The 25,625-nt window shown below is 53.6% G+C and carries 21 protein-coding genes; 13 read left to right on the plus strand and 8 right to left on the minus strand.

The window, feature by feature from the left end; all coding sequences use genetic code 11:
- Positions 1-10 precede the first annotated feature (10 nt).
- Both G462_RS22965 and menE read left to right on the plus strand, forming a co-directional pair.
- The gene (locus G462_RS22965) at positions 11-580 is read left to right on the plus strand and encodes a HupE/UreJ family protein (RefSeq protein WP_051326781.1); all 570 of its coding nucleotides are present in this window, start codon (positions 11-13) and stop codon (positions 578-580) included.
- 34 nt (positions 581-614) lie between these two features.
- Positions 615-2,030, plus strand: a complete 1,416-nt coding sequence (gene menE / locus G462_RS22970; RefSeq protein WP_051326782.1) for an o-succinylbenzoate--CoA ligase — start codon at positions 615-617, stop codon at positions 2,028-2,030.
- Here menE and G462_RS24530 read toward each other — a convergent pair.
- Positions 1,987-2,220, minus strand: a complete 234-nt coding sequence (locus G462_RS24530) for a hypothetical protein (RefSeq protein ID WP_157378633.1) — start codon at positions 2,218-2,220, stop codon at positions 1,987-1,989. The two genes, menE and G462_RS24530, sit on opposite strands and share 44 nt — an antisense overlap.
- Before the next feature lie 161 nt (positions 2,221-2,381).
- Here G462_RS24530 and G462_RS0115250 point away from each other — a divergent pair, with 161 nt between their 5' ends.
- The 9 genes from G462_RS0115250 (at position 2,382) to G462_RS0115290 (ending at position 12,291) form a co-directional block, all read left to right on the plus strand.
- A complete protein-coding gene (locus G462_RS0115250; protein WP_026959754.1) occupies positions 2,382-2,765 on the plus strand; it encodes a hypothetical protein in 384 nt (127 codons plus the stop codon).
- A gap of 94 nt (positions 2,766-2,859) precedes the next feature.
- A complete protein-coding gene (locus G462_RS0115255; RefSeq protein WP_084405086.1) occupies positions 2,860-3,693 on the plus strand; it encodes a LysR family transcriptional regulator in 834 nt (277 codons plus the stop codon).
- Entirely contained in the window at positions 3,686-4,483 is a 798-nt protein-coding gene (locus G462_RS0115260) for a LysR family transcriptional regulator (RefSeq protein ID WP_026959756.1), read from the plus strand. The genes G462_RS0115255 and G462_RS0115260 overlap by 8 nt, the downstream gene beginning before the upstream one ends.
- Positions 4,484-4,531: 48 nt before the next feature.
- Positions 4,532-5,122: a tRNA-uridine aminocarboxypropyltransferase gene (locus tag G462_RS0115265; RefSeq protein WP_026959757.1), complete on the plus strand. Its 591-nt coding sequence runs from the start codon at positions 4,532-4,534 to the stop codon at positions 5,120-5,122.
- A 167-nt stretch (positions 5,123-5,289) separates the two neighbouring features.
- Positions 5,290-6,978, plus strand: coding sequence for an NAD-dependent malic enzyme (locus tag G462_RS0115270; RefSeq protein ID WP_026959758.1), 1,689 nt, complete (start codon positions 5,290-5,292; stop codon positions 6,976-6,978).
- A 98-nt stretch (positions 6,979-7,076) separates the two neighbouring features.
- Entirely contained in the window at positions 7,077-8,990 is a 1,914-nt protein-coding gene (locus G462_RS0115275) for a methyl-accepting chemotaxis protein (RefSeq protein ID WP_026959759.1), read from the plus strand.
- 232 nt (positions 8,991-9,222) lie between these two features.
- Positions 9,223-9,816 (plus strand): LemA family protein, encoded by a 594-nt coding sequence (locus G462_RS0115280; RefSeq protein WP_026959760.1) that lies wholly within the window; start codon positions 9,223-9,225, stop codon positions 9,814-9,816.
- A complete protein-coding gene (locus G462_RS22975; RefSeq protein WP_051326783.1) occupies positions 9,816-10,829 on the plus strand; it encodes a M48 family metallopeptidase in 1,014 nt (337 codons plus the stop codon). The genes G462_RS0115280 and G462_RS22975 overlap by 1 nt, the downstream gene beginning before the upstream one ends.
- 124 nt (positions 10,830-10,953) lie before the next feature.
- Complete coding sequence (locus G462_RS0115290; protein ID WP_026959761.1) at positions 10,954-12,291, plus strand: IS4 family transposase; 1,338 nt, start codon at positions 10,954-10,956, stop codon at positions 12,289-12,291.
- Positions 12,292-12,351: 60 nt separating this feature from the next.
- Here G462_RS0115290 and G462_RS0115295 read toward each other — a convergent pair whose 3' ends face one another.
- From G462_RS0115295 to G462_RS0115325, 7 genes are all read right to left on the minus strand, one after another.
- A complete protein-coding gene (locus G462_RS0115295; RefSeq protein ID WP_026959762.1) occupies positions 12,352-13,662 on the minus strand; it encodes a TRAP transporter large permease in 1,311 nt (436 codons plus the stop codon).
- A gap of 15 nt (positions 13,663-13,677) precedes the next feature.
- Complete coding sequence (locus G462_RS24535; RefSeq protein ID WP_026959763.1) at positions 13,678-14,178, minus strand: TRAP transporter small permease subunit; 501 nt, start codon at positions 14,176-14,178, stop codon at positions 13,678-13,680.
- Positions 14,179-14,246: 68 nt separating this feature from the next.
- Positions 14,247-15,320 (minus strand): TRAP transporter substrate-binding protein, encoded by a 1,074-nt coding sequence (locus tag G462_RS0115305; RefSeq protein ID WP_026959764.1) that lies wholly within the window; start codon positions 15,318-15,320, stop codon positions 14,247-14,249.
- Between the two features lie 278 nt (positions 15,321-15,598).
- Positions 15,599-17,227 (minus strand): flagellar assembly protein A, encoded by a 1,629-nt coding sequence (locus G462_RS22980; RefSeq protein WP_157378634.1) that lies wholly within the window; start codon positions 17,225-17,227, stop codon positions 15,599-15,601.
- Between the two features lie 249 nt (positions 17,228-17,476).
- Positions 17,477-20,224, minus strand: coding sequence for a S8 family serine peptidase (locus G462_RS22985; protein ID WP_026959765.1), 2,748 nt, complete (start codon positions 20,222-20,224; stop codon positions 17,477-17,479).
- A gap of 107 nt (positions 20,225-20,331) precedes the next feature.
- Entirely contained in the window at positions 20,332-22,206 is a 1,875-nt protein-coding gene (locus tag G462_RS24010; protein ID WP_169720177.1) for a methyl-accepting chemotaxis protein, read from the minus strand.
- Positions 22,207-22,457: 251 nt separating this feature from the next.
- On the minus strand, positions 22,458-23,279 hold the full coding sequence (locus G462_RS0115325) for an ion transporter (protein ID WP_026959766.1): 822 nt from the start codon (positions 23,277-23,279) through the stop codon (positions 22,458-22,460).
- A 327-nt stretch (positions 23,280-23,606) separates the two neighbouring features.
- Here G462_RS0115325 and G462_RS22995 point away from each other — a divergent pair, with 327 nt between their 5' ends.
- The gene (locus G462_RS22995) at positions 23,607-24,440 is read left to right on the plus strand and encodes an ion transporter (protein ID WP_035477909.1); all 834 of its coding nucleotides are present in this window, start codon (positions 23,607-23,609) and stop codon (positions 24,438-24,440) included.
- A 189-nt stretch (positions 24,441-24,629) separates the two neighbouring features.
- The gene (locus G462_RS0115335; RefSeq protein ID WP_026959767.1) at positions 24,630-25,376 is read left to right on the plus strand and encodes a substrate-binding periplasmic protein; all 747 of its coding nucleotides are present in this window, start codon (positions 24,630-24,632) and stop codon (positions 25,374-25,376) included.
- The last annotated feature ends 249 nt before the right edge of the window (positions 25,377-25,625 follow it).

Raw genomic sequence — 25,625 nt, forward strand, 5'->3', positions numbered from 1 at the left:
GGAGAACCCCATGAAACATGCAATCGTTGCACTGCTACTGAGCCTGATGAGCGCACCGACCTGGGCGCACAACGGCGACCACCACGGCATTTGGTCTGGCCTGATGCACCCACTCACCGGTGTCGATCACCTGTTTGCCCTGAGCTTGATTGGCCTATTAGCGGCGCGTCAGCTGACCCTAAGCCGCACCCTGCTGCTTGGCTTGGGTAGCTTTCTTATCGCGGCGATGATCGGTCAGCTTGGCTGGTTGCCACCGATGTTTGAAGCCACGCTCGCCCTGTCGCTGATCATTCTGGCGGCGCTGGCGGCCCGTGTTCTTAAGCTAAACAGCTACGCCTTGTTGCCACTGCTGGCAGGTCTGGCGGCAATGCATGGCCTGGCCCATGGCGCAGAAGCCCCGGGCGGCGCAGCCACTACCCAGTTCTTTGTTGGCTTCCTGCTAAGCTCAACCGCCTTGCTAAGCCTTGGCCACCTTGCTGGTCGCGGTATCGAGCGCGGCATGCTGTCTAATCTGCTGCTGAAACTCAGCTCTGCCGCTTCTGCCGGCACCGGTCTGGCCCTTTTGCTTACTAACAGCTAGGACATTGCACGCGTCATGGGGCATAATGCGCCCCATGAACGCATTGCTCCCTCACCACAACCCGCTTTGGTTCCGCTGCCAGCACGATGGCAACGCCCTCGCTTTGCTCAACGATCAACGCAGTTACAGCTTCCGCCAACTGGCCAACGAAGTTGCCCAGCTGTGCGCCAGCTTAGAGCGGCAAGGGGTAAGCTCGGGCGATCCGGTGGTGGTGATCAGCAATAAGGCCACCGCACAGTTACTGCTGCAACTGTCCTGCCTGCAGCTTGGGGCGATCTTCTGCCCACTGAGCTTCCACCAGCCACAAAGCGCGTTAGAAGCGATGGCGGCCAAGCTGGGCGCACGCTTTTACTGGAGCGATGACCACCAGCTACCGGGCCTGCAAGCGCTGACGCTCGGCGATGGGGTTGGGGAAGGCGAAGGGAGTTTTACCTTACCTGCCCATCTAAACAGCAAGCAAGCCAACAGCGTGGTGTTTACCTCCGGCTCAAGCGGCGCCCCGAAAGCCGTGGTACATAGCTGGAGCAATCACTTTTTTAGTGCGCTGGGCTCTAATAAGGGACTGAGCCTGAAACCGGGCGAGCGCTGGTTGTTGTCGCTGCCGCTGTTCCACATTGGCGGCCAAGCCATCCTGTGGCGCTGTCTGGTAGCGGGTGCGGCGGTGGTTACCAGCAGTCATAACCTCAACACCCAGCTGTTGGCAAAACAGGGCATCACCCATTTGTCGCTGGTGCCCACCCAGTTGTACCGTTTGCTACGCGATCCCGGTTTTAACCCCACCCAACTGCCACTGCGCAAGCTACTGATCGGCGGTGCCAGTTGCGAAGAATCCTTGCTAGAGCAGGCGATCAACCGTGGCTTCGAGGTGTATAGCTCCTACGGCAGTTCTGAGCTGTGTTCACAGATCGCCACCCGCAACCACCGGATCCATGAGCACTATCAAGTGCTGCCGTTCCGCCAGGCCAAGCAGGTAAATGGCGAGCTCTATCTCAAAGGCGAGACCCTGTTTATGGGTTACTGGGGCGCACAGGGGATTAAGCGCCCAGAAGATGGCGAAGGCTGGTTTAACAGTGGTGATAGGGGCGAAGTGCAAGGCAGCGACCTGCAGATCTTTGGCCGCAGCAGCAATATGTTTATCAGCGGTGGTGAGAACATCCAGCCAGAAGAGATCGAACAGGTACTACTGCAGCACCCGTCCATCGAGCAAGCGGTGGTACTACCCCAGCCCAACCCAGAGTATGGCCATCGACCAGTAGCCTTCGTGCAGTTAGCCGCCGGGCTCAACTATAACGAGTTAGAGGCCCACCTGCGCCAACAACTAGCCGGACTCAAACTGCCGGTGCGCTACTATGAGCTGCCGCCTTTGCGCAGCCTTAAACCGCAGCGACAAAACCTACAAAAGCTGCTTAGTCGCGATCAAGCACAGCCCGCCAGTATTGAAGGTCTTTAATTCCGATTTCGCCCTGTAGGTAGGCGTGCTGAAGTGCACTAATGCAAACCTCATCCGGGCGGACAAGCCCACAATCAAAGCTCGGGTTACAGGCACCCGCCGTGTAACGCTCTCGGGCGTCAAGAAAACGCTGCATAATGCCGGTTTGTAAGAAACGGCCCCATTCACCAGAAGCTACTGCAACAGCCATAGACATACTCCTCAGTGTTTGCTCAAGTTGTACAGAAATCGTTACATTGTCACTAATTACTGCTCTATGAAATTCTCTGCATAATTAGTACCAGTATTTTCACGGCTCCGCCCTCGCTCTAGAATGCGTTCTTTTTGCACAATTGATTAATCGGACCTTCCATGAAGAAGCACTGTTTAGCGGTAGTCTGCGGACTTGGACTTTGCACCTCGGCCCAAGCCTTAGAGCTTGGCGCTTACCTTGGCGATGACGCCGGTATCGGGATCTTGCACCACGACCTACGAGTGAATGTGGGCTTAAGTAACTTTGCCCTGTCGCTGGATAAGATCCACAGCTTTCGCGATAACCCGCAGTATTTCTACTGGGGTTATGGTGCCAAGTACCGCGACAGCAACAAACACAGTTTTGGTATTCGCGGCAACTTCGGCATCAAAACCCAGGTCGACAGCTTCGTGCTCTACGCAGAGGCGCAACCGATTGCCTATCTGCTGGAGGACACCGCGATGAAGCTGGAAGTAAACGCAGGTGTACGTTACCGCTTCTAGGACAACAGCACACTCTTGCTGTTCGAGGCGCGTCCTATCAGAACTACCGATAATTCTCTGCTAGCCTTATAAAAAACGTCTTGCAGAGAGCCCCATGTCACAACCTCCGATGGAACAGCTGGTCGCCTTCGCCCAATTGGTCGAGCGCCACCAGCAACGTGCCGCAGGGTTAATGGGGCCCGCCACTCAAGCGCTGGAAAAGACCCTAGAGTGCCAGTTAGTTGATCGCCGCACCGCCCAGCTCAACCAGCTCGGCAGACAACTGTTCAACCACGCCCAAGCCCTGAGCAAAGCCCTCGGCCATTTCAGCCAGCGCCCACCACAGCGACATAACGCTGAACTGGTGCTGGCGATGGATGAGCTGGTCCCCAGTCAGGCGCTGCTGAACTTCTATCCCAAGTTACTCTCTGAGCTGCCGCTGCAAGAGTTCGTACTGCGTCAGCTGCCCAACGAAAGCTTAGTCACGGCCTTAGAGCAAGGTGAGACGGATATGCTGCTGCGTCTGGCTGAGCAGCAAAAGCCACCGCGTACCCAATCGCGGCGATTTTGCTCGATGAGCGTATGCTGGGCCTGCGCCCCCAACCACCCGCTAGCCAAGCGCCAGCAGCTCAGCATTGAGCAGGTGCTACAGTTTCGTCAGCTACATATCAGCAGCCTGCCCGACTATCTGCTGCTTAACCCACTCAACCATTGGCAGGTCAATCAGCGCGATCTGCTCAACGATCTACTGGTGTTGGGCGAGGGCTGGGCCATCGCGCCACGCCATTGGCTCAATCATGCCCTCAACTCCGGGCGCTTAACCGAATTGCGATTGGATAATCACTACGTACCCAACAAGCTCAATATCGAGCTGATGTGGCTCAGCCATCGGCGCGATGCCCAATTTGTCCATTGCCTGAACCTGCTTGGAGTATCCAGCCATGAGTAAACCACTGCTGGCTAACCAAGCCCAACTGACCGCGCTAAGACTCGTGGCTGAGCATGGCTCACCGCCTCAAGCCAGTCGCTACAGCAACTCCAGCGCCGCTGAGATAGAAGGCCAGCTACAAGACTTACAGGCGCTGATTGGCGCCGAGCTGTTTGTGGTGCGCGATGGCCACTATCACTTAAGCCCATGTGGACTGGGGCTAATCGAGCAGGCTCAGCTTATCGAGCTGCTCTACCAACAGAGCCTGCAGCAAGTCGAGCATGCGCTAAGTAACACCCCCCAGCAGCTGCAGCTGGGCTATGCCGCGTGGTTCCCCAGCCCACTGCTGACCTTGGTGTTGCGCCAGCTTAGCCAGCGCTACCCCCACCTGCAGGTGGCGGTGAGCCACAACCCCCTGTGCGACGTGTTCTTCTCGTTCTCGGCTCAGCCTCCCAACAGCGATCCGCCATGGCATAGCAGCCTATGGCAGTCACTCAAGCTGGTTAAGGTGGCCCAGCCTCAGCTGGTTAAGCCGCAGCGCTTCGACGGCCATATGTGCCTTTTCGATATCGCCAATCCAAGGGATATCCATTGCTTGTTTGATGGCGAGGGCTTGCTGTTGGATGCCCTGCAAGCCGGACTCGGCTGGGCGGTACTGCCAGAGATCAGCGTGGAATCACGCCTGGCCGACGGCACGCTGAAAGCCTGGCCACAGAGTATGGGCGAGCTCCCTTGCTATCGGCATTGCGCCTATAGCTGTCCGCCGGAGCTAAGCAGTTGGCTCAATGGCCTGAAAATGTCGCCTTGCTAGACACAAGGCGATATCCTTTAGCCACTTTGCCATTACAACGCTATCTTGATGTCTCGCGCTCGCTGCCCTCACTGCCAACGTCCACTCAGCCACTGCCTGTGTGCCGATATCTCTATGCTCGAACACCAGCGTCCGGTGACCATCTTGCGCCATCCGAGTGAGCAGCAACATGCCAAAGCGACCGCCCATTTAGCCGCCTTGTCACTGAGTCGCTGTGAGCTGATAGATGGCGAAGGCCCCGCTGATTTCGCCGCGTTTATCGCCAACTCAGATCTGAGCAGGGTAGGCCTTATCTACCCAAGCCCCGCGAGCCAGCCACTCGAGCAGGCGGATGTCGGTGAGATTGACTCATGGCTGTTTCTCGATGGCACTTGGCGCAAAGCGCACAAATTGTTACAGCTCAACCCTTGGTTGCAATCACTGCCCAGCTTCCACTTTGCTCAAGCCCCCGCCAGCGCCTACACCATTCGCAAGGCCAAACGCAGCGATAGCCTGTCAACCTTAGAAGCCATTGCCTATACCTTGGCGACGACGGAGCAGGCAGAGGTGAGCGGCTTACACCAGCTGCAACGCGCGCTTGTTGAGCAGCAGCTACAAGCCATGCCAAGTGCCGTTCGTCAGCGTTATCGCGAGCTGTAACAGCGATTTGTTCGGCTTGCGCCGTTAAAAAATTGCAGAAAATATCAACAGTCTCTAAGCAAAGGCTAATATTGTTGTAACAACCACACCGCTTGTAGTGATTTTGTAAGTTCGCTGTGAAAGAATAGCGCCCCCGCATGTTCAATAGCCCCAACAGAGAGTCGTGAATGGAAGAGTTTAAACGCCCGCTTTTTATTCCTTACGCCGGTCCGGCATTACTAGAAACCCCCTTGCTGAACAAAGGCAGTGCCTTCAGTCAGGAAGAGCGAATCTTCTTCAATCTGGAAGGGTTGTTGCCAGAGAACATCGAGAGTATTGAAGAGCAGGCAGAGCGCGCTTATCAGCAGTATCAAGGCTTCACCACCGATCTGGACCGCCATATCTACCTACGCAACATTCAGGACACCAACGAGACCCTGTTCTATCGCCTGGTAGAGGATCATATCAGCGAGATGATGCCGATTATCTACACCCCAACCGTGGGTGCGGCCTGTGAGCAGTTCTCCAATATCTACCGTCGTTCACGCGGTCTGTTTATCTCTTACCCTAACCGCCATCGCATTAACGAGTTGTTAAACAACGCCACTCGCCACAACGTGAAGATTATCGTGGTCACCGATGGTGAGCGTATTCTCGGTTTGGGCGACCAAGGCATTGGTGGCATGGGTATTCCTATCGGTAAGCTGTCGCTGTATACCGCTTGTGGCGGGATCAGCCCGGCCTACACCCTGCCGATCGTGCTAGATGTGGGCACCGACAACCAGCAGCTGCTAAACGATCCGATGTACATGGGCTGGCGCCATAAGCGCATCAGCGGTGAAGAGTACAACGAGTTCGTTGAGCTATTTATGCAAGCGGTTAAGGTTCGCTGGCCAGACGCACTGATTCAGTTCGAAGACTTTGCCCAGAAGAACGCCATGCCAGTGCTGCAGCGCTACAAAGACAAGTTCTGCTGCTTTAACGATGATATCCAAGGCACCGCGGCAGTAACCGTGGGCTCCTTGCTGGCAGCCTGTAAAGCGGCCAACAGCAAACTGAGCGAGCAGCGCGTCACCTTTGTCGGCTCTGGCTCAGCCGGTTGTGGTATCGCCGAGGCGATTATCATGGCCATGCAGGAAGAGGGCATCAGCGAGGCGCAAGCCCGCTCGCAGGTTTACATGGTTGACCGCTGGGGCCTACTGCAAGACAACATGCCAAACCTGCTGGACTTCCAGAAGCCCTTGGCTCAACCTGCCGATCTGCAGCAGCAATGGCAAACCGCACAAGACAGCCTGTCGCTATTAGATGTAGTGACCCACGCCAAGCCCACAGTGTTAATCGGTGTATCGGGCGCGCCGGGCGTGTTTACCCAAGAAGTGATCGAGACCATGCACAGCAACTGTGCCCGTCCTATCGTATTGCCACTGTCCAACCCGACTAGCCGAGTAGAGGCCTTGCCAGAAGACATTTTGCGCTGGACCGATGGCCAAGCGCTGGTTGCCACCGGCAGCCCTTTCCCCGCAGTGCAACTGGGCGACAACAGCTACCCAATTGCCCAGTGCAATAACAGCTACATCTTCCCGGGCATCGGCTTGGGCGTATTGGCGGTACAAGCCGAGCGGGTCAGCGATGGAATGCTGATGAGTGCTTCGCGTGCACTGGCTGAGTGCTCGCCACTGGCGCAAAACGGTGAAGGCGCGCTGTTGCCCGCATTGGAAGATATCCAGCAGGTCAGCAAGGTTATCGCCCGCCAAGTAGCAATTACCGCTATGCAGGAAGGCCACGCGCTGCGTATCGACGACCAAGCGCTGGAACAATCGATAGAAGCGGCATTCTGGAAGCCAGAATATCGCCAGTACAAACGTACCTCGTTCTAAGTAGGGTAAAAGCTGGGCACTAAGCAAATGGCTCAGCTAACCTGATAGAAAACAAGGAAGTAACCGGCGGGCTCCCCGCCATTGCCCAAGGAGGGGCGATGAACATCAAACACTTAACCATTCGCCAAAAGCTGACGCTGTCGATGATTACTGCAGTGCTGGCATCTACCCTGTTGGTGGGCTGGCTGAGCCAACACCAAGCCAAACTGGTTATCGAATCACGGATGCAAGAGCGCGAGCTACCCGCCGTGCTCAAGCAGATCCGTAACCGCATCGACCGCGAAGTCACCGTGCTACTTGGCGCCGCGGAAAGCTTAGCCAATAACCCGATGATCCTCGAGCGCACCACCACGACCACCAACCCAGAAGGCGAGCAGCAAGTTGTCGACCTGCTAGTCGATACTAAGCGTCAGTACAACTTGGCCGATGCCTCAGTCTCTAACCGCGAAACCGCCAACTACTGGAATCAAGAGGGTTTTCTACGAACCCTGACTCCTGACCGGGATGGCTGGTTTTTTGCCTTCCGCAGCTCTGGTGAGCCGAAAATGGTCAGTGTTTACACCTCGTCCACAGAGGGCGTCAAACTGTTCCTGAACTACCAACAGGTGAACGGAAAAGGTCTGGCGGGCGTCTCCAAGACCATGGGTGAAATGATTAACTTTTTGGATGGCTTTAAGCTCGAGCAGAGCGGCTTTGTCTACTTGGTAGATGGCGAAGGCACCATCCGCATCCATCGCGATGAATCCAAACTGGGCAAGCTCACCCTTGTTGACGAGTATGGCAGTGCAGCCAGCGCACTGACTAACAAGGCCCCATTTGCGCTGATTGAGCAAAAACACCAAGGCAAGAACCTGTTGGTGGCCACCAGCTACATTGAGTCCATGGGTTGGTATGTGGTGGCCGAACTGCCCAAGGCCGAAGCCCTTGCCGCCCTCAACAAAGCCACCCGTTACATCCTGCTAAGTACCCTACTGGTGGTGGTGCTGTTTGTGTTTGTCGCGCTGTGGCTGGCCAATAGCATCAGCAGACCGATTAGCCAACTGGCCACGGTGTTTCAAAACCTGGGAGCCGGCGATGGCGATCTCAGGCAGCGGCTCGAAGTAGTCGGCAACGACGAGATGGCCCAGCTCGCCAGTGGCTTTAACGGCTTTATCGGCAAGATCCACGACTCGGTCAAGCAAGTCGCCAGCAGTGGTGAACAGTTGAATGATGCATCTCGTAACGTCGCAGACCAAAGCCAAAGCAGCTTGGATAATGCCCATAACCAACAGGATCGGGTCACCCAAGTCGCCACCGCCATCAACGAGATGGGCTCAACAGTAAACGAGATTGCCGGTAACGCCTCTCAAGCGGCCGATGCTGCCCAGGATGCCGAGCAGGAGTCCTCTCGCGGCCAAGAGGTGGTACTCAAGGCCCGCGACACCATCATCAACCTTGCCGAAGAGATGCGCCAGGTGGCGGAAGTAGTGGACTCACTGGCAGAGAGCAGCCAGTCCATCGGTGGGATCCTCGATGTGATCCGGGGTATCTCCGAGCAAACCAACTTGCTGGCACTGAATGCTGCCATTGAAGCAGCCCGCGCCGGAGAACAGGGCCGCGGCTTTGCGGTAGTAGCCGACGAAGTGCGCAGCCTGGCCAGTCGCACCGCCGAGTCGACCGATGAGATCCAGCAGATGATTAACCGCCTGCAAGAGCAAGCGCGCAACGCGGTTAGTGCCATTGAGCAGAGCACCGAGATGAGCAGCCAAGGGGCCGACGATGCCGAGCATGCCTATGGCGCACTGCAGGAGATCTCTAAGCGGATCAGCCTGATTTCAGACATGAATATTCAGGTCGCCACCGCCACCGAAGAGCAATCCTCGGTAGTGGCCGAGCTTAACGGCAATGTCGATGAGATTAACCTGACCACCCAGCTGAGTACCGAGTCTGCCTCGCAGATGTCGGACGCCAGCAAGCAGCTCAATCAGCTAGCCGATCAACTGGCCAAGTTGGTCGGCAGCTTTAAGCTGTAAGCCCACCGAGCACTGCCGCGAGCCGCTTTCCCCGAGCTCGTGGCAGATTCTGCACCAAAACGCAGTGACCTATGAAGAATGCAGCGGGTCAAGCACCATCATTCACACCTCTGACACGCATCATCTAAAAGTCATTTTTTTCTTTCTTTACATAGATTTAATAAATAATCTCAAAGACTCATGGTATTTCCCCAAACAGACAAATAACTATATCCAACATAAGGAAAATACAGTGGATTCTTCTCTTCTTATCTCCCTTGCGGTCGTTGTCGTCGTACTGTTCTTTTTGGTATCGATGTTCAACAAGCTGGTGACCATGCGCAACCGCTACCAGAATGCCTTCTCTCAGATTGAGGTGCAGCTGAAGCGCCGTTATGACCTGATCCCGAACCTGGTAAACGCAGCCAAAGCCTACATGAAGCACGAGTCAGAAACTCTGGAAGCAGTGGTTAAGGCGCGTAACGAAGCGATGAGCGGCCTGAACAAAGCCAGCGGCGACCAAACCGGTGCCGGCATTGCTGAGCTGGCTGGTGCTGAGAATCAGCTAACTGCGGCTATGGGCCGTTTCAACATGGTGATGGAGTCTTACCCAGACCTGAAAGCCAACCAGAACATGATGCAGCTGTCAGAAGAGATGACCTCTACCGAGAACAAGATCGCCTTTGCGCGTCAGGGCTACAACGATTCCGTAACCGGCTACAACTCGTACAAGCAGCAGTTCCCAGCGGTAGTGTTTGCTGGCATGTTCGGCCACTCTGCCGATGCCAAACTGCTTGAGTTTGAAGACAGCGCCGCTCTGCAGAAGGCCCCTGAGGTGAGCTTCTAATGGACTTTTTTGCGCAACAGGATCAGGCGAAGAACCGCTCAAAACAATTGGTCGGACTGTTCGCCCTGTCACTATTCGGGATTGTGGTGATCCTCTATACCCTTGGCTTTATGCTGGTCTCTTTTGATAGCTGGAGCTACTACAGCGCGGGTCAGCTGGCCTCGTTCTACTTCCAAGGCATGGCGACGCCAGATTTCTGGCTGTTTGTGCTGATTATCTGCGCGGTGATCACCGGCATCAGCGGCCTTAAATGGCTTAGCATCAAAGAGGGCGGCGCCAAGGTTGCTGAATCGCTGGGCGGCCAACTGGTAAACAAAACCACCACGAACCACCAAGAGCAAGTGCTGCTGAACGTAGTCGAAGAGATGGCGATTGCTGCAGGCATCAAAACGCCACCGGTGTACATCCTGGAAGAAACTGCCATCAACGCCTTTGCCGCCGGAAACACCGTCGACGATGCGGTGATCGGAGTTACCCGAGGCGCGCTAGAAGCGTTTAACCGTGACCAACTACAAGGCGTGATTGCCCACGAGTTCAGCCACATCTTCAATGGCGATATGAGCCTGAATATGAAGCTGATGGCAACCGTTGCTGGCCTGATTATTGTTAGTGCCATCGGCTATCGCATCTTCCTGTTCACCCGCTTCTCGCGCAACAAGAATGCCAACAAGCTGGCCTTGGTAGGAATTGCCCTGATGGTAGTGGGCTCGCTGGGTAGCGTGTTTGGTAAGTTCATTAAGGCTGCGGTAAGCCGCCAGCGTGAGTATCTGGCCGATGCCTCGGCGGTTCAATACACCCGTAACCCACAAGGGATTGCCAGCGCGCTGAAACTGATTGGTGCGCAATACCACAACGCACCGAAAGAAGAGCGTGAAATGCAAAACGGCGGCGCGGCGCAAGCCAGCCACATGTTCTTCAGCCACTTTAGTCCGGTGAGCATGTTGGCCTCGCATCCGCCACTGGAAAAACGTATCAAGGCGATTGAGCCAAACTGGGATGGCAAGTACAACTAAGCACTCCCGACTCGCTAGTTAGCACAAAGCCCGCTATGTGCGCAATGTAGATCAGTTAAGGATCGGTTGACCGATCCTTCTGATAAGAGACAATCGGAAACCTGTTTTAGGTTTCCGATTTTTTATGTCTGTTCAAAACTGTTTTGCCGACTTCTTAGAAGAAAGCCCTGCTGATATAGCCCAACTCACCACTTTCTCTGAGCATATCCCCGATGAGTGGATTATTAAGGCCGCTACGCTATCTGAAAAAGCAACAATTCGTAGACGGCGATTACCCAGTGATATGGTGTTGTGGCTAATTGTGGGTATGGCCTTCTTTCGTAATGAACCTATTGCCGAAGTCGCTCGCAGAATGAACGTCTGTGCCGACGGTTTGGCTGATGAGGAGTTATTGGCTAAGAGCGCTTTGACTCAGGCTCGGCAGCGCTTAGGGCAAGCGGCGCCAGAGTGGTTATTCAGACAGTGTGGGAGAGCATGGGGTCTCGAGCGATATCCTGAGGATACATGGCAAGGTCTACAAGTATTTGCTATTGATGGTGCGCTTTTTCGAACAGCTGATACACCCGAGCTAAGAGAGCATTTTGGCTCTGGTAATACGTCGAGTAAGAGGCAAACTCCTCACCCAGTATTAAGAGTGGTCACCATGATGAATGTTCGCTCTCATGTCATCGTGGATGCAGCGATAAGCCCTTATCGCCGAGGTGAAATTCCTTTGGCCATACCTTTTGTCAATGCCTTACCAGATAAGTCTGTGACACTACTGGATAAAGGCTTCTATGGCGCGGATTTACTACTTTCTCTGCAGAGCAGCGGCATAAACAGGCACTGGTTACTCCCTGCAAAGAAGGGAGTGAAATACACATTGCTGGACGATGAGGAAAGTAATGACATGCTGGTAGAGATGAAAGTCTCGCCACAGGCTCGTAAAAAGAACCCACACCTCCCGGAAAAGTGGCAAGTCAGAGCCGTCACTTATGAAGTTCAAGGTAAATCCAAAACGGTGTTTACCTCACTCCCTCGAGAAGAGTATGACGCTCAATCGGTGGCGGAGCTTTACCACGAGAGATGGGAAATCGAACTAGGCTATCGCGACATGAAAAGTTCAATGCAGCACAACGCGTTAGTGCTACGAAGCAAAACGGTAGACCTGGTGTATCAAGAGCTATGGGGGCTATTGCTTGGTTATAACCTGGTAAGGCGAGAAGCGAGTCAGGCAGCAGTGGAGCATGGGCGACGTCCCAATGAAATCAGCTTTAAATACGCTTACCAATTTATCTCTAGCCAGCTGAAAGTGATGAGCAACGCGGTGTCTTTAGGTAACACGCCTAAACGCTTGAAGAGCCTGCGTGGAGACTTATCCGCCCTCTTCATAGACAAACGCCCTAAGCCTAATCGGCCTAGGGCGGTAAAAATATCAAAGACCCGGTATCCTGTTAATCGCAATGCAGCCCCTCTTAAGTGAACTACATTGCGCGTCAATGCGGGGTTTTTAGTACTGAGCGCATGAGTTAATGTGCGGATGCTACCAAGGCGACTGCGCCTCCGCGCTAAAGCCATACAACTCGGGGAAGATCAGGATGCTCAGCAGCACCAAGATCTGCAGCGCAATAAACGGCATGACCCCGCGATAGATATCGCGGGTTGCCACCTCGGGCGGCGCGACCCCTTTGAGATAGAACAGACTAAAGCCAAAGGGCGGCGTTAAGAACGAGGTCTGCAGGTTCATCGCAATCAGGATGGCAAACCAAGTCAGGTCGATGCCCAGCACTTCAGCCACCGGATAGAGCATCGGCACCACGATAAATGAGATCTCCACAAAGTCGATGAAGAAGCCGAGGATCAAGATCACCAGCATGGTCAGAATCAGGAAACCCCACTTCTCGCCCGGCAGGCTGGTCATGATCTCTTCAATCACTTCCTCACCACCGGTGTAAGAAAACACCATCGAGAAGGCCGTCGCACCGATAAAGATGGCGAACACCATCGAGGTGACTTTGACCGTTTCAAGGGCCGCCTCATAGACGATCTTCCACGAGAACTGACGATAGATCACCGACAGCAAGATAGCGCCCATGCCACCAATCGCCGACGACTCCGTCGGGGTGGCGATGCCGTAAAAGATTGAGCCCAATACCGCCACAATCAGCGTAAGCGGCGGGGCAATTGCCTTAAAGGCGCGCCAGTATAGTTGGCGACGGCTTTCAGCATCTTCATCGGCGGGCAAGGCTGGCGCAGTGCCGGGTTTGAGCCATGACACCGCCAATACGTAGATCACCAATGCGGCCACCAACACCAAGCCCGGTCCTAGAGCAGCCTTAAACAGATCGCCCACCGGCACACCCATCACATCACCAAGGATAATCAAGATAATCGACGGTGGGATGATCTGCCCCAGGGTACCCGAGGCACAGATCACCCCGGTCGCTAAGCGCTTGTCGTAGTTATATTTAAGCATCACGGGCAAGGAGATGACCCCCATCGCCACCACCGAGGCGCCCACCACACCGGTAGAAGCGGCCAACAACGCCCCCACTAATACGGTCGACACCGCCACCCCGCCGCGCACACGGCCAAACAATTGGCCCATGGCTTCTAACAGCTGCTCAGCCAAGCGGGTCTTTTGCAGCACAATGCCCATAAAGATAAACAGCGGCACCGCCATCAGTACCGAGTTCTGCATAATGCTCATGATCCTGAACGGCATAAACGCGAACAGGTCGATGCCCTCGGCGAAGATGCCGAAGATCAAGGCCACGCCGCCAAACACAAAGGCCACCGGAAAACCGCTGAGCAACATCAGCAGCGCAACCAAAAACATGATAATGCCAATCACAACACAGTCCTTGTCTTAAGATGATTGACTGAGCTTGATAAGGTCTTTCAGTAACAAACCAATACCACTCAGCGCCAAACAGCAGGCAGATGCCGGGATCATCGATTTAATGATCCAGCGATAAGGAAGACCACCGGGATCGCCACTGGTCTCGCCGAGTCGGAACGACTCCAGCGCAAAGCCATGGCCATACCATAGAATCAATCCACAGAAGGGAAGCAGGAACACCACTACCCCGACAATATCGACGATGGCGCGGGTTTTCTCAGACCATTTTTCATAGAAGATATCGACCCGCACATGTCCCTCGGCGTGCAGGGTATAGGCGATGCCCAACATAAACATCGAAGAGAAGAAGTGCCACTCCAGCTCCTGCATTCCAATCGAGCTGGATTTAAAGAAATACCGGGCAACCACATCGTAGAACACATTGAGTAGCATCAGCAGCATAAGTGCTGCACTGAGCCTCCCAAGAAACAACGAAAATCGGTCCAGTTGACGCTTCCAGAACAACATATTACATCCTTGCGTTAAACCAAGACGGGCTGACACCCGATAAGTGTCAGCCCGCAGCTTGTTGACGATTACAGATCAGCGGTGCTGTTCAGGTAACCTTGTTCAGAGATGGCGGTGTAGGCGCGAATGGCCTCCATAAAGGTTTGCTGCGACTCGATGATCTGAGCAGCCATGGCGTCTTCTGCCGCCTTCTCTTGGAGCAGTTCATCATTGGCTTGCTTAAGCGCTTTGATCACATCATCCGGGAAGGTTTTAACCTGGATGTTGGGGTACTCTTCGAGCATGGTTTGCCAGTTCTTGGCACTCTCGGCGTAGGAATGGATGAACATATCGTAGGCCGCTTTGTGCATGGCATTGCTCAAGATAGCTTGCAGATCTTCCGGCAGGCTCTCCATCTTTTTCTTGTTCACGATAAACATCAGCTCAGTAGCTGGCTCATGCCATCCCATGTAGTAGTAGGGCGCAATCTTGTGAAAGCCCATACGCAGGTCGAGCGATGGCCCCACCCACTCCAGCGCGTCGATGGTGTTGCGCTCCAGTGAGGTATAAAGCTCACCGGGCGGAATATTCACCGGGGTAGCACCAAGCTTGGCTAGCACCTCACCGGCGAAACCGGGGATGCGCATCTTCAGGTTCTGCAGGTCATCCACCGAGTTAATCTCTTTACGGAACCAGCCGCCCATTTGCACCCCGGTATTACCGCCGGGGAAGGGCACCAAGTTGTGCTCCGCGTAAACCTGATTCATCAGCTCTTGGCCACCGCCGTATTGTAACCAAGCGTGCTGCTCGGGGGCGTTCATGCCAAACGGCATGGTGGTGAAGTACAAGGTGTTAGGCACTTTACCCTTGTAGTAGTAAGACGCTGAATGCCCCATGTCGTACTGGCCGCTCTTCACCAGATCAAATACGCCAAAGGGCGCTTTGTGTTTGTTGGAGGCATCGATGCGGATTTGCAGGCGACCGCCCGACATCTCTTCGGCCATCTTGGCCATGTTGATTACTGCATCACCAAACACCGGGAAGTTCGGTCCCCAGGTCTGCGCAAGCTTCAGTTTGTACACTTTATCCGCAGCAAGTGCATTGCCCGCCAAGGCAAGTGCGCCCGCTAGCACTAGGGTTTTGGTGGCTAGGGACTTCAGCATGAACGTTCTCCATTTCGTTTCATTGATTGTTTTATTCGTTAAACCAAAGAGTTGGCTACTCACTTATGTTAGACGCTTGTTAAGATGCCGCCATTTGAAAGCGAGGGGTTTGTGAATAAAACCAATGAATTACGCTTAGACTTTAGTCTTAGCGACGCTCTCTAATCATATCCGTAATGAACAAATGGATGGCTTCCGCCATCTTACGTGACCGATTGATACAGCTTGGCCATGGCGAAAGGCAGGGGACCGCAGCACGAAACTGCGGCCTAAGAGGACTATTTCTTCTGGTTGGGGTTTTGCAGGGGTTCGAGTAGTAACTTACCCTTTTCGACCTTGGTCTCTGACGGCCCATATTGGCGACGTGATACCGCCATAAAACCAGCAACGTCCAGATAGACATTGGGGTGGAGCTCTTTAGAGGCGATGATCTTGGCTTTATCGAAGAAGGCTTCTTCCTTCTCCAAGCTACACTCGATGGCGTAGCTGGTTCGTGCGAACTCTTCCTGGGAGTGGCTAAGGGTGACGGCCAGGCGCTGGCTGGTCTCATCATTGCCGTTGCGTTGGGTGCTGAGTCGCAGTTGGGCGTCGAGGATCTTGCTTATCCGCTCAGCCAGCACATTCTTGGTACGAACAAAGCTTTGGTACTCTTCACGGATCTCGCTGATTTCACCCTCAATATGCAAGGAGGTGCTAGTGCCCGCCGTCGCCCCAAGCACCACACACTCGATGGTGTTAGCGGCTTGAACCTTACCGCCCACCAAGGTGCCCTTGAAGCCTTGCTCATCGCGCACCAATACCGAAGCTTTGCTGTTGATGTTGCTATGTAACAACTGGCTGCTGATCAACACATCACCTTCAGATTGCAGATCGGCATACTGGGCGAAGGTGGCGCTGATTGAACCGCCAGCACTAACCGAACAGCTCAGCTCGTCGAGCTCTTCCCGGCGATGGCCAATAATGCCTTTGCCCACCACCACGTCGCCGCCCGCTTCGATATGGGCAGACTCAACGAAGCCGTTAATATGCACGTCACCGGTTGCCGATACCCGCATTCCCTCTGCCACATCGCCGGTGATATGGATCGAGCCTTCAAAATCGACATGGCCATAGCCCACATCGACGGTTTTCACCGACAGCACATCATCCACCTTCATCCCCTGCTTAACCACAAGAGGAAGGCCATTGCGGGTAGCAATCAGCAGCTCAGGATCGCTTGGAGATATCTCGGTGCCATCACCGGGTAACAAGGCCAGCTCTTTCCCTGCCTTATGGGGCAGTGCCTGACCGGTTACGTTCATGCCTTCACGACCGAGGATATGAGGATGGCGGCGCATTAATGTGGTACCGGGCTTCACCGTACCAAGATCGCCTAAGTCGCGCATATCAACCTGGCCATGGTCGAGCTCTTTAGGACGGCGCACTCGCTCTAGTGGGGTATCCACTAAGCGCTCAAAACGGGAGTCTTCACCATTTTCAGGGTGACGCCCCAAGGCTACCACCCGTTTGATGGTGCTACCGGGTTCGGCCTTTTGACCAAAGTGAATCAACTCGGTGGCACGGCGTTTTTGCAGACCAAACTGAATTCCGGCTTCTTGCATTGCCACCACCAGATCGCGGTGACCAATAGGGCGGCCACCATGCGCGGCAGTGATGGTGGCCCACGCGACCATACGATCTTCAGAGATGGTCACCTCTACCTCAGCATTCTTGGCTGAGGCGAGCTTAACTTCAGTATCTCCCCACTCGTCGGCAAGATCGGGTTGCTCCCGTAGCTGAGTGAACTTATCGACCGCTTCCTGCAGCGCCTCTTGATCAATCAGGTACTGACTGAAATCGGAGCGCATCAACAGCGCGCGTATATCGATCTCACTCACCGCACTCGACTGAGGTGCTATTTTTAGCATTACTCCCAGTTTATCTTGCGATGGCCGCAAACAGCTTAAATCTAGCAACTTTCCTCCTAGCGCTCACCCCGGGCCATGGTTACAGCAACCCTAACACTACGGGTACCATCAATAACCGGCAGGCACAATAGTAACTTTATTGCAGGGTGAGCGAGATCGGACTTGTTGGAGAAATCTGGTTCTGAATCAACAAATAATTCAGAACCAGAGTGGCAAATGCCTATTTTGCGGGTTAGAAGAATCGATATATCAGTAACGGGCGAATTCCGCCAACTGCTGCTGACCATAGTCCTCTGTAGTGATTGGGCTCAGCGTAAAGTTGATATTTAATGCGTCACTTTCCAGTAGCACCGTTTCCATTTCATTGATCAGCGGATAGGCACCACACAGTTCACCCTCATCACAGAGCTCGAAGTCATTATCATTGTCCGACGACGCATAAATTTCATACTCCCCGGATTGGACTTGTTCAAACAGATAGGTGAAACGGCCATCAACCATTTGCACCACGATCTGCTGGGTGTCTTGATAGCCGTTTACATCTACCAAGGTGACATACACCAGACCGCTGTCGCCAGCAGTAACGCTACTAATAAGCATCGATACCGACAAAGACAGCTCACTCGCATCTGAGGCCACAACATTCACTAGCCCCTGATACACGCCATCAGCCAAGCCATCACGATTAACCTGAACCCGATAATCCCCCAAGCCATCGCCATCGACTGTCACCGCAGTTACGCTCATCCAATCGGCGCTAGCGCTAATGGAGGTCACCGACAGGGCCGCATCGCCAACCCGGCTAAGGTTAAAGCTGGCTGAATCGGCTGCCAGATCCAGTGCTAACTGGTTTACGTCGAAGCGTAAGTAGGAGCGACCGGGTACCCCGTTACTGTCTGCGGCGGTGTTGATCGCTTTTTCGGCATCGATCAAGCCATAGCCATAGAGGTTGTCTCGGCCAACGCTGCCGATATCTTGGGTTAGCTCGCCCTGCGCCAACAAATCATTGATGGTCGCAGCATCCAAGGTTTCATCCACGGTCATCATCAGTGCAATAACGCCCGCTACGTGGGGGGCTGCCATACTGGTGCCATTTAGATAAGCGTAACTTTGCGAACGCCCGGCACTGTTCTCGGCCACATAGGTGCTGTAAACCCCATCGCCATAGCCATCACCGATTAAGTCGCGGCTGGTATCGCCACCGGGCGCGGCAACATCGATGCTGCTGCCATAGTTGGAGTAATAGGCGAGTGTGTTGTCTGCGGCTGTTGCCGATACAGAAATCACGTTATCAAATGCCGCAGGGTAACTCGGCGACGAGGTGCTCTCGCTTCCGGCTGCAGCCACTACGACCACACCTTGGCCGATCACTTGCTGGGTCACCGAATCAAAGGCCGGATCATAGCCACTGCCGCCCAGGCTCATATTGATCACCCGTGCGGCACGCGTGGGAAGTTGCCCCGACGCATTACTCAGCCCTGCGGCGTAGAGCATTGCTTGCGAGATATCCCAGGTACTGCCGCCAAAGCGTCCAAGTACCCGCAGGTTCATGATCTCGGTATTGCGGCTCACCCCAGCGACGCCGAGGTTGTTGTCGCTTTCTGCGGCAACGGTGCCAGCGACATGGGTACCATGCCAAGAGGAGCTACCATTGGGGCTATCACCGGGATCTTCCGGGTTGTTATCGAAGCCATCACCATCCAACGCATTGCTTGGATCGCTGATAAAATCGAAGCCATCACTGCTTAGCACGGAAGTAAGGTCATCATGGCTTTGATAAATCCCGGTATCTAACACCGCCACCACTGGCGAGTATCCACCGTCATACAAGCGCTGCAGCTCCCAAGCCTGCTCAAGCTTGATGGCCTGGTAGTGCCACTGGCGGTCATACAGAGGATCGTTGGGCACTTCGAAGGCTTGATACATGAAGTTAGGCGATACCTGTTGGTACTTACCTTGATGGTGAAGCTGCTTAATCGCCAGCAGGGTTGTCAGCTTGGCTTGCTTGTCGCCAACCGCAGAACGCGCCACCGGTAAGTCGAGATCGACAAGTTCCATGGCATTGTAGCCATTGCTTCTGGCCAGGGTCGCAGGCGCACCGCTTAAGGCAACCGCTTCTCCCAACATAAAGTCTTGCTGGGTTGAATAGTGCCCCTCGGGTAACACGGTATTGCTATTCTGCGATATCAAACGCAGGGTGTAGTTCCCTGAGCCCTCATAGCTGTATACGCGAACATAGTAACTGCCCGTTTCGGTGACACTCAGGTTTTCGGTTTTATTGACCCCAATGGATTGATCAATCCAGTTGCCGCTTTCATCCAACAACTGAAGGTCGAAATCAACGTCGCCGGTTTCCCACTCGGCAATCTCCAAGAACACCCGCTGACCAGCTTGTAAATCAACCCGAAAATAGTCGGAGGGATCGGCCTGCTGGTAGAAGCGGTCGCGGCTATTGCCTGTTGCCACATCGGTGATGTAGCCGCTGATAACGGCTACAGGGGGCACAGGTTGGGCATCTTGCAGGGTATTGTTTTCGGTATGCTCCGCCACCGGATCATTGATATCAGAATCGACAATGGTGTTCGGTAGCACCTGAATCTCACCGCCAAAGTCATAGCGGGCATCGTTAAACACGGTGATTTGCAGCTGAGCCTGCTCTAACCCTTGCGCCGAGGTATAGCTGGCCGACACCTGGTAGGTACCATCTTGTGCGTAGCTATGCTGCACTAACGACGTCGCCCCGATACTCCGTTGGGTACCGTCGCCAAAGTCCCAGCTGATGGTCTGATCGCTAAAGGTGCCGGTTAAACTGATAGCGCGGAACTCGACGCTATCGTTAACGACTGAGGAGTTCTGGGAGCTGTCGATAAACAGCCCTTCAGGCTCGGTGACCGGAGTGCCGCCATCGCCACCTCCATCACCTCCTCCACCACCACCGCAGGCAGCCAGTAAGCATGTAAGTGCCATCACCAATAACTTGTCAGTGAATCCTTTCATTTACGCTCCATATCTATACCGTCTTCGCGATCAGTATAGATAGCAATTCTGGAGCGCCGTCTGAAAAAGTTGACTTAGTGATATTTAAGTCAACTTATGCAAAGCAACTATTCGATGGTGTAGTCCTGCAGCTGTTGGCGTTGCTCGATTGCTAATTTAGCCAGCTGCTCGCTGGCAGCACTGCTCTGCGCCACGGCATTCACGTTCGACTGCACCAGACTCAAGGTAGCCGCGACGTTGCTAGAGATATCATCGGTGACGCTAGACTGCTCTTCCGCAGCAGCGGCAACCTGGCTATTGATATCAGACATCTTATTTACCACCTCATAGATATCGCTAAAGGCGATACACACCGCTTGGGCACTGTCATCAGAACCCGAGACCAATTGCGCGTTCTTTTGCATGTGCGAGTCAGCTCGCTCAGCCTCATCTTGTAGCTTTTCGATGATATCTTGGATGCTCAAGGTCGAGCGCTGGGTTTGTGCTGCCAAGCTGCGAACCTCATCAGCCACCACGGCAAAACCGCGCCCTTGTTCGCCAGCTCGCGCAGCTTCAATGGCGGCATTCAGCGCCAGCAAGTTGGTCTGCTCTGAGACGCCCTTAATCACATCCACCACCGATTCAATCTCTAACGAGAAGTCCTTCAAGCGGCGCACAATCTGCGAACTGTCGGTAACTGACTCGCCAATCTGGCTAGAGAGCTCAATCAGGTCTTCCAAACTGGATTGTCCGACGTTGACGCTTCCCAACGCGGAGCGAGCCAGGTCGTCGGCGTCAGCAGCATTGCGACTGACCTCACTCGAGGCGCCGGAGAGTTGTGTCACCGCAGTCGCGATCTGCTCCATCTCTTGTTGCTCTTGCTCAGCATTACGGCGCGACTCGTTGAGCACACCACTTAATTCACCAGAGGAGCCAGATAGCGAGTCAGAAGCACCATGTATCCCACCCAACAGCTGCTGCACATTGTCTAAAAAGCTGTTGATTGCCATCGAGATATCGGCGATATCGTCGTGGCCTTCCACCGGGATGCGCTGGGTTAAGTCCTTTTGCTGACGCGACAAGCCAACCACCAGACGTTTCAAACCCAAGATTGGCTGATACACCCAGCTCAGCACCACAAAGAACAGCCCTGCAAACACTGCCACCAACACCAGCGACACCATCATCGCCCGCTGCTTTAGTGCAGCCGCCTCAGCCATCACTTCCTGCTCGCTGATGCTGATCATCAGTTGCCAGTCGATACCGTGCTCCACCGGTACCGCAATGGTATGGGAGATGTAGCGGCGGCCGTGTTGAGTCACGCGCCCCTCAAAGCGCGCGCGCTCAAGCATATCGGCAATCGGATCGGCAAACGACAATGCATCGTCCGATGAGAGGATCACCTGATTGTGCTGGTCGGCCAAGGTGATAATCGCATCATTGCCCGGAAGCTCGGAGATAATGGTGCCAAATTTGTCATGGGTAAAATCGGCCAGATACACCCCGGTTAGCTGGCGTCCCTCGTAAATGGGCACACTTACACCCAACCAGATGCGGTCATCCACATGAGTATCGAAGGGCGCGATAACTTTAGATTGCCCCCATTGGTGTGCTTCACGGTACCAAGGACGCTCAGTGGGATCAAAGTTGTCTTTGGCCAGCGTGCGCTTGTTAACCGGCTTGCCATCGTCGCGCACCAGGTAGGTATCGCGACTCTGTTCAAAACCAAGAAACACCGCAGAAAAATCGCCCGCCTGTTGAACCAAAGGCAGCGCCTGTTCAATGGTCTCAGTAGAAAACTGGTTTAGCCTAAGCTGGGCAACCGAAGCCTCTACCAAGGCCTTTTGGTTGCGGAACAGCGATTGGATCTCACGCGCCTTGGCTTGGCTAATGTCGGCCATCCGCTGTTGCGCTTGGGTTTCGCTCAACTGGTTAATTTGGGTAAATACATACGAGATATAGAGCACGCAAAACAATAGAAATGCGGCAAGAAACGAAGCCAATAGCTTCGCCTTAAGACTGATTTGCTTAAACATAGAGGAAGTCAGGTTGGGGCCTGCCGATCGGCTCTTTGAGCAGAGGGATACAGCAAGACGGCAATTACACTAAAACGCCCTAGTGTAACCGCCGAGACTGACGTTTCTTTAGCTGTAAAGACAGCAAGTGCTTAGCTTTTAAGCGAAAAGACTCACTTTTTCGTTTTGGTAACAGGAAGCACGCATCCTCTTAACGCTCTGGTGACCATGACAAGCCACTACTCGCGCCGCTGCTCAACCAACTCTGCGCGTAATTGGCGTACCTCATCGATAAGCAGCTGCATCTCATTCATCTCTTCGTGACGCAGTGCTTGCTGCTGTTCCAGCTCTTCGTTGCGCAACTTGTTGCGTTCTTCATCCATGACCCCCACCACAATTCCAATCACCATATTGAGAAAGGCAAAGGCAGTGAGGAAGATAAACGACACATAGTAGGACCAACTCATCGGTAGCACCTGCATGGTTTCGTACATCACATCAGTCCAATCCTCGAAGGTCATCACCCGGAATAAGGTGAGCATGGAGATGGCAATATCGCCCCATAGAACCGGATTGATCGCCTGGAACAGCATGTTGCCGATGGCGGCATAGATATAGAAGATGATGAACATCAGCAGCATCACATAACCGAGCTGGGGCAGGGCTTTCAGCAAGGAGTTGATTAAAAAGCGCAGCTCCGGCAGCACCGAAATAATCCGCATTACCCGGAATATCCGCACCAAACGCGCCACCAGGGCGATATCGGAGTTTTCCAGCGGCAACAAACTGATCACCACCACAAAGGTATCAAATACATTCCAGCCACTAGCGAAAAAACGCGACTTCTGCGGACTGGTAATAAAACGTAGGCTGATTTCAGCCACAAAGAACACCGTGATGGCCCAATCGAGATAGAGCAGAGCATCAACCACCACTCGCGGCAACGAATAGGTCTTGGCACCGATCACCAAGGCCGCCAAAATAATTACCGCAATCACGGCGCGCTCGAATAATTTGTTAGCGCTGAGCGCCTCCATCACATTGAGCATTCGATTTAGCATGAGTACTTCCTTTTACAGATAACGCCTTCCCTGACGCGCTAAAGAAATCCAAGTGAGCAAGGGCAATGTTCACCACCGGCCGCCCTAGCACTTGTCAGCCCAACAGATTAAATACTCTCTGGCGGAAAGCAAGCGAAGGCTGCAGTTGTAACAAATCATGACCAAGTGGGCATACAATTGTTACTCGTAGCGAGGTCATCGAACACAAGTTAAGCTATTGATATACAAAGGCTTGCTTTTGCTAGCAAGCCACTTAACCTAGGCAAGAAAAGTCGCTAAGGCAAAGTGGTATCAGCCAGACTTTGCTGCAACAAATAAGGACGTAATATGCTAGCAACTCTGTCTAATAAGATAGAGTGGATTAGCACCAATAAGCTGTTTGAGCGCTGTGTGATTGCAGTAATCATACTGGCAGCTTTACTCGTTGGTGCAAAAACCTTCATCCTCCCCCACGCCGTCAGTGAAGCACTTAGTTACTTAGACTTCGCCATCACCGTGTTCTTCGTTCTAGAAATCTCGATGCGTTTTGCGGCCACTAAGAGTCTCTCAAAGTTTCTCTCAAGTGGTTGGAATATCTTCGACTCCATAGTGGTTATGGTGAGCCTGTTACCACTGGAGAACTCTGAGATAGCACTGGTCGCACGCCTAGTGCGAGTGTTTAGGGTAATGCGGATGATCTCAGTGTTACCTGAGCTGCGCTTCTTGATCAACTCACTGATTAAGGCGTTACCGCAGCTCGGCTACGTCATGCTGCTGATGTTCATCATCTTCTATATCTATGCCGCCATCGGCAATATGCTATTCGCAGATATCAGCGAGTTCCTGTGGGGCGATATTGCTATCTCCATGCTCACTTTATTCCGGGTCATGACCTTCGAGGATTGGACCGACGTCATGTATGAGACCATGGAAGTGGTGCCATGGAGCTGGACCTACTACGTGTCGTTTATCTTCCTCACTGCCTTTGCCTTCCTAAACATGGTGATCGGTATTGTGGTGGGCGTGATGGATGATGAAAGAAACAAGCAACGTATGGCCCAGCAAGCAAAAGATGCTGAAGAGCAAAAGGCCCTTCGCGATGAGGAGATGGACGAGATGCAGTTACTGCTCAACGAGGTAAGGGCGCTCAGACAGGAGCTAGAACAATTAAAAACTAACTAGATTGCACCGCCACTAGTAATAAGCCACTGCAAGTTCAGTGGCTTCTTTCCTACGGACTACACCATCCAACCCACGTGCCCTCGCAAAACAGCCCAATGATCAGTCCCTAGTGCAGAATACCAACTAGATTTTATGAGTAAGAATAGATAGCTGAGTTCCAGCCGCTGACAAGAGCACTAGGGAGAACCCGTGATTCCTACAAAGTTATGGCTACTCAGCGTTACGTTGCTGTTAACTACTCATACAGCTTCAAGCAAGCCCCTAGTCATTGCTTGTCCAGAAAACCTCCCCATCATCACCGTGGGCAGCAAGATCATTGAACACGCCTATGCAAAACTTGGCATTACCCTCAGTTACAGAGCTTTACCCGCCAAGCGTTCGATTCAATACGCCAATGAAGGAAAGGCCGATGGCGAGCTGCTGCGAGTGGCCAGCTTTGCCCCTGACTACCCCAACCTCATCAAAATCCCGGTTGCTATTAGCTATCTAGAGCAAAGCCTGTTTAGCGCGACCCATAAACACGGTCCCAGTACCTGCAGAGGCCTCAGTGCATATAGAGTAGGAGTCATTCGAGGCGTTAAACACGCCGAAACCTGCGCACAGCATGCAAAAGAAGTCATTCGATACAACGATATGAACCAAATGATGAGAGTCCTCAATACCGGTCGAATCGACTTCGTCATTTCAGGTAAAGTCACTGCCTCGCTTAGGCTAAACGGCTTAGGTCTATCGAATATCAATGCCCTCGAGCCCCCACTCAGCAGAGCCCCCTTATATCATTACCTAAACAAAAAACATCAGGCCCTCGCAAGCCAACTCCACGGTATTTTCTTAGCGATGCATAACAGCGGAGAGCTTGAAAAAATACGAGAAGACACCGTAACAGCGCTATTAGCATCCCCCTCACCAGATATGACTTGTCTGAGTGATAGATAAATCCGCAGATCGGCCATCGAGCAGCAGCGAAGCCTTTCACATAAGCAGGAAGCGGCGCTGTTAACAAACCGCAGGTTTGTGCCGCAGGAGCGCGTAGGACGGAGTCCGGAGCTGAACGCCCCACCCTGTGGGCTAATGTGGGCGTCTGTCACTTAGAATTGTGTTTAAGGATAAATCAGTGCGCGTGGTGAGTAGGAGCCAACACCAGAGGCGGCATCGAAGCCTGGCGTTCGGCGCGCTGCGCCTCAC

This window comes from Aliagarivorans taiwanensis DSM 22990 (assembly GCF_000429505.1).
Classification (GTDB): Bacteria; Pseudomonadota; Gammaproteobacteria; order Enterobacterales; family Celerinatantimonadaceae; genus Aliagarivorans; species Aliagarivorans taiwanensis.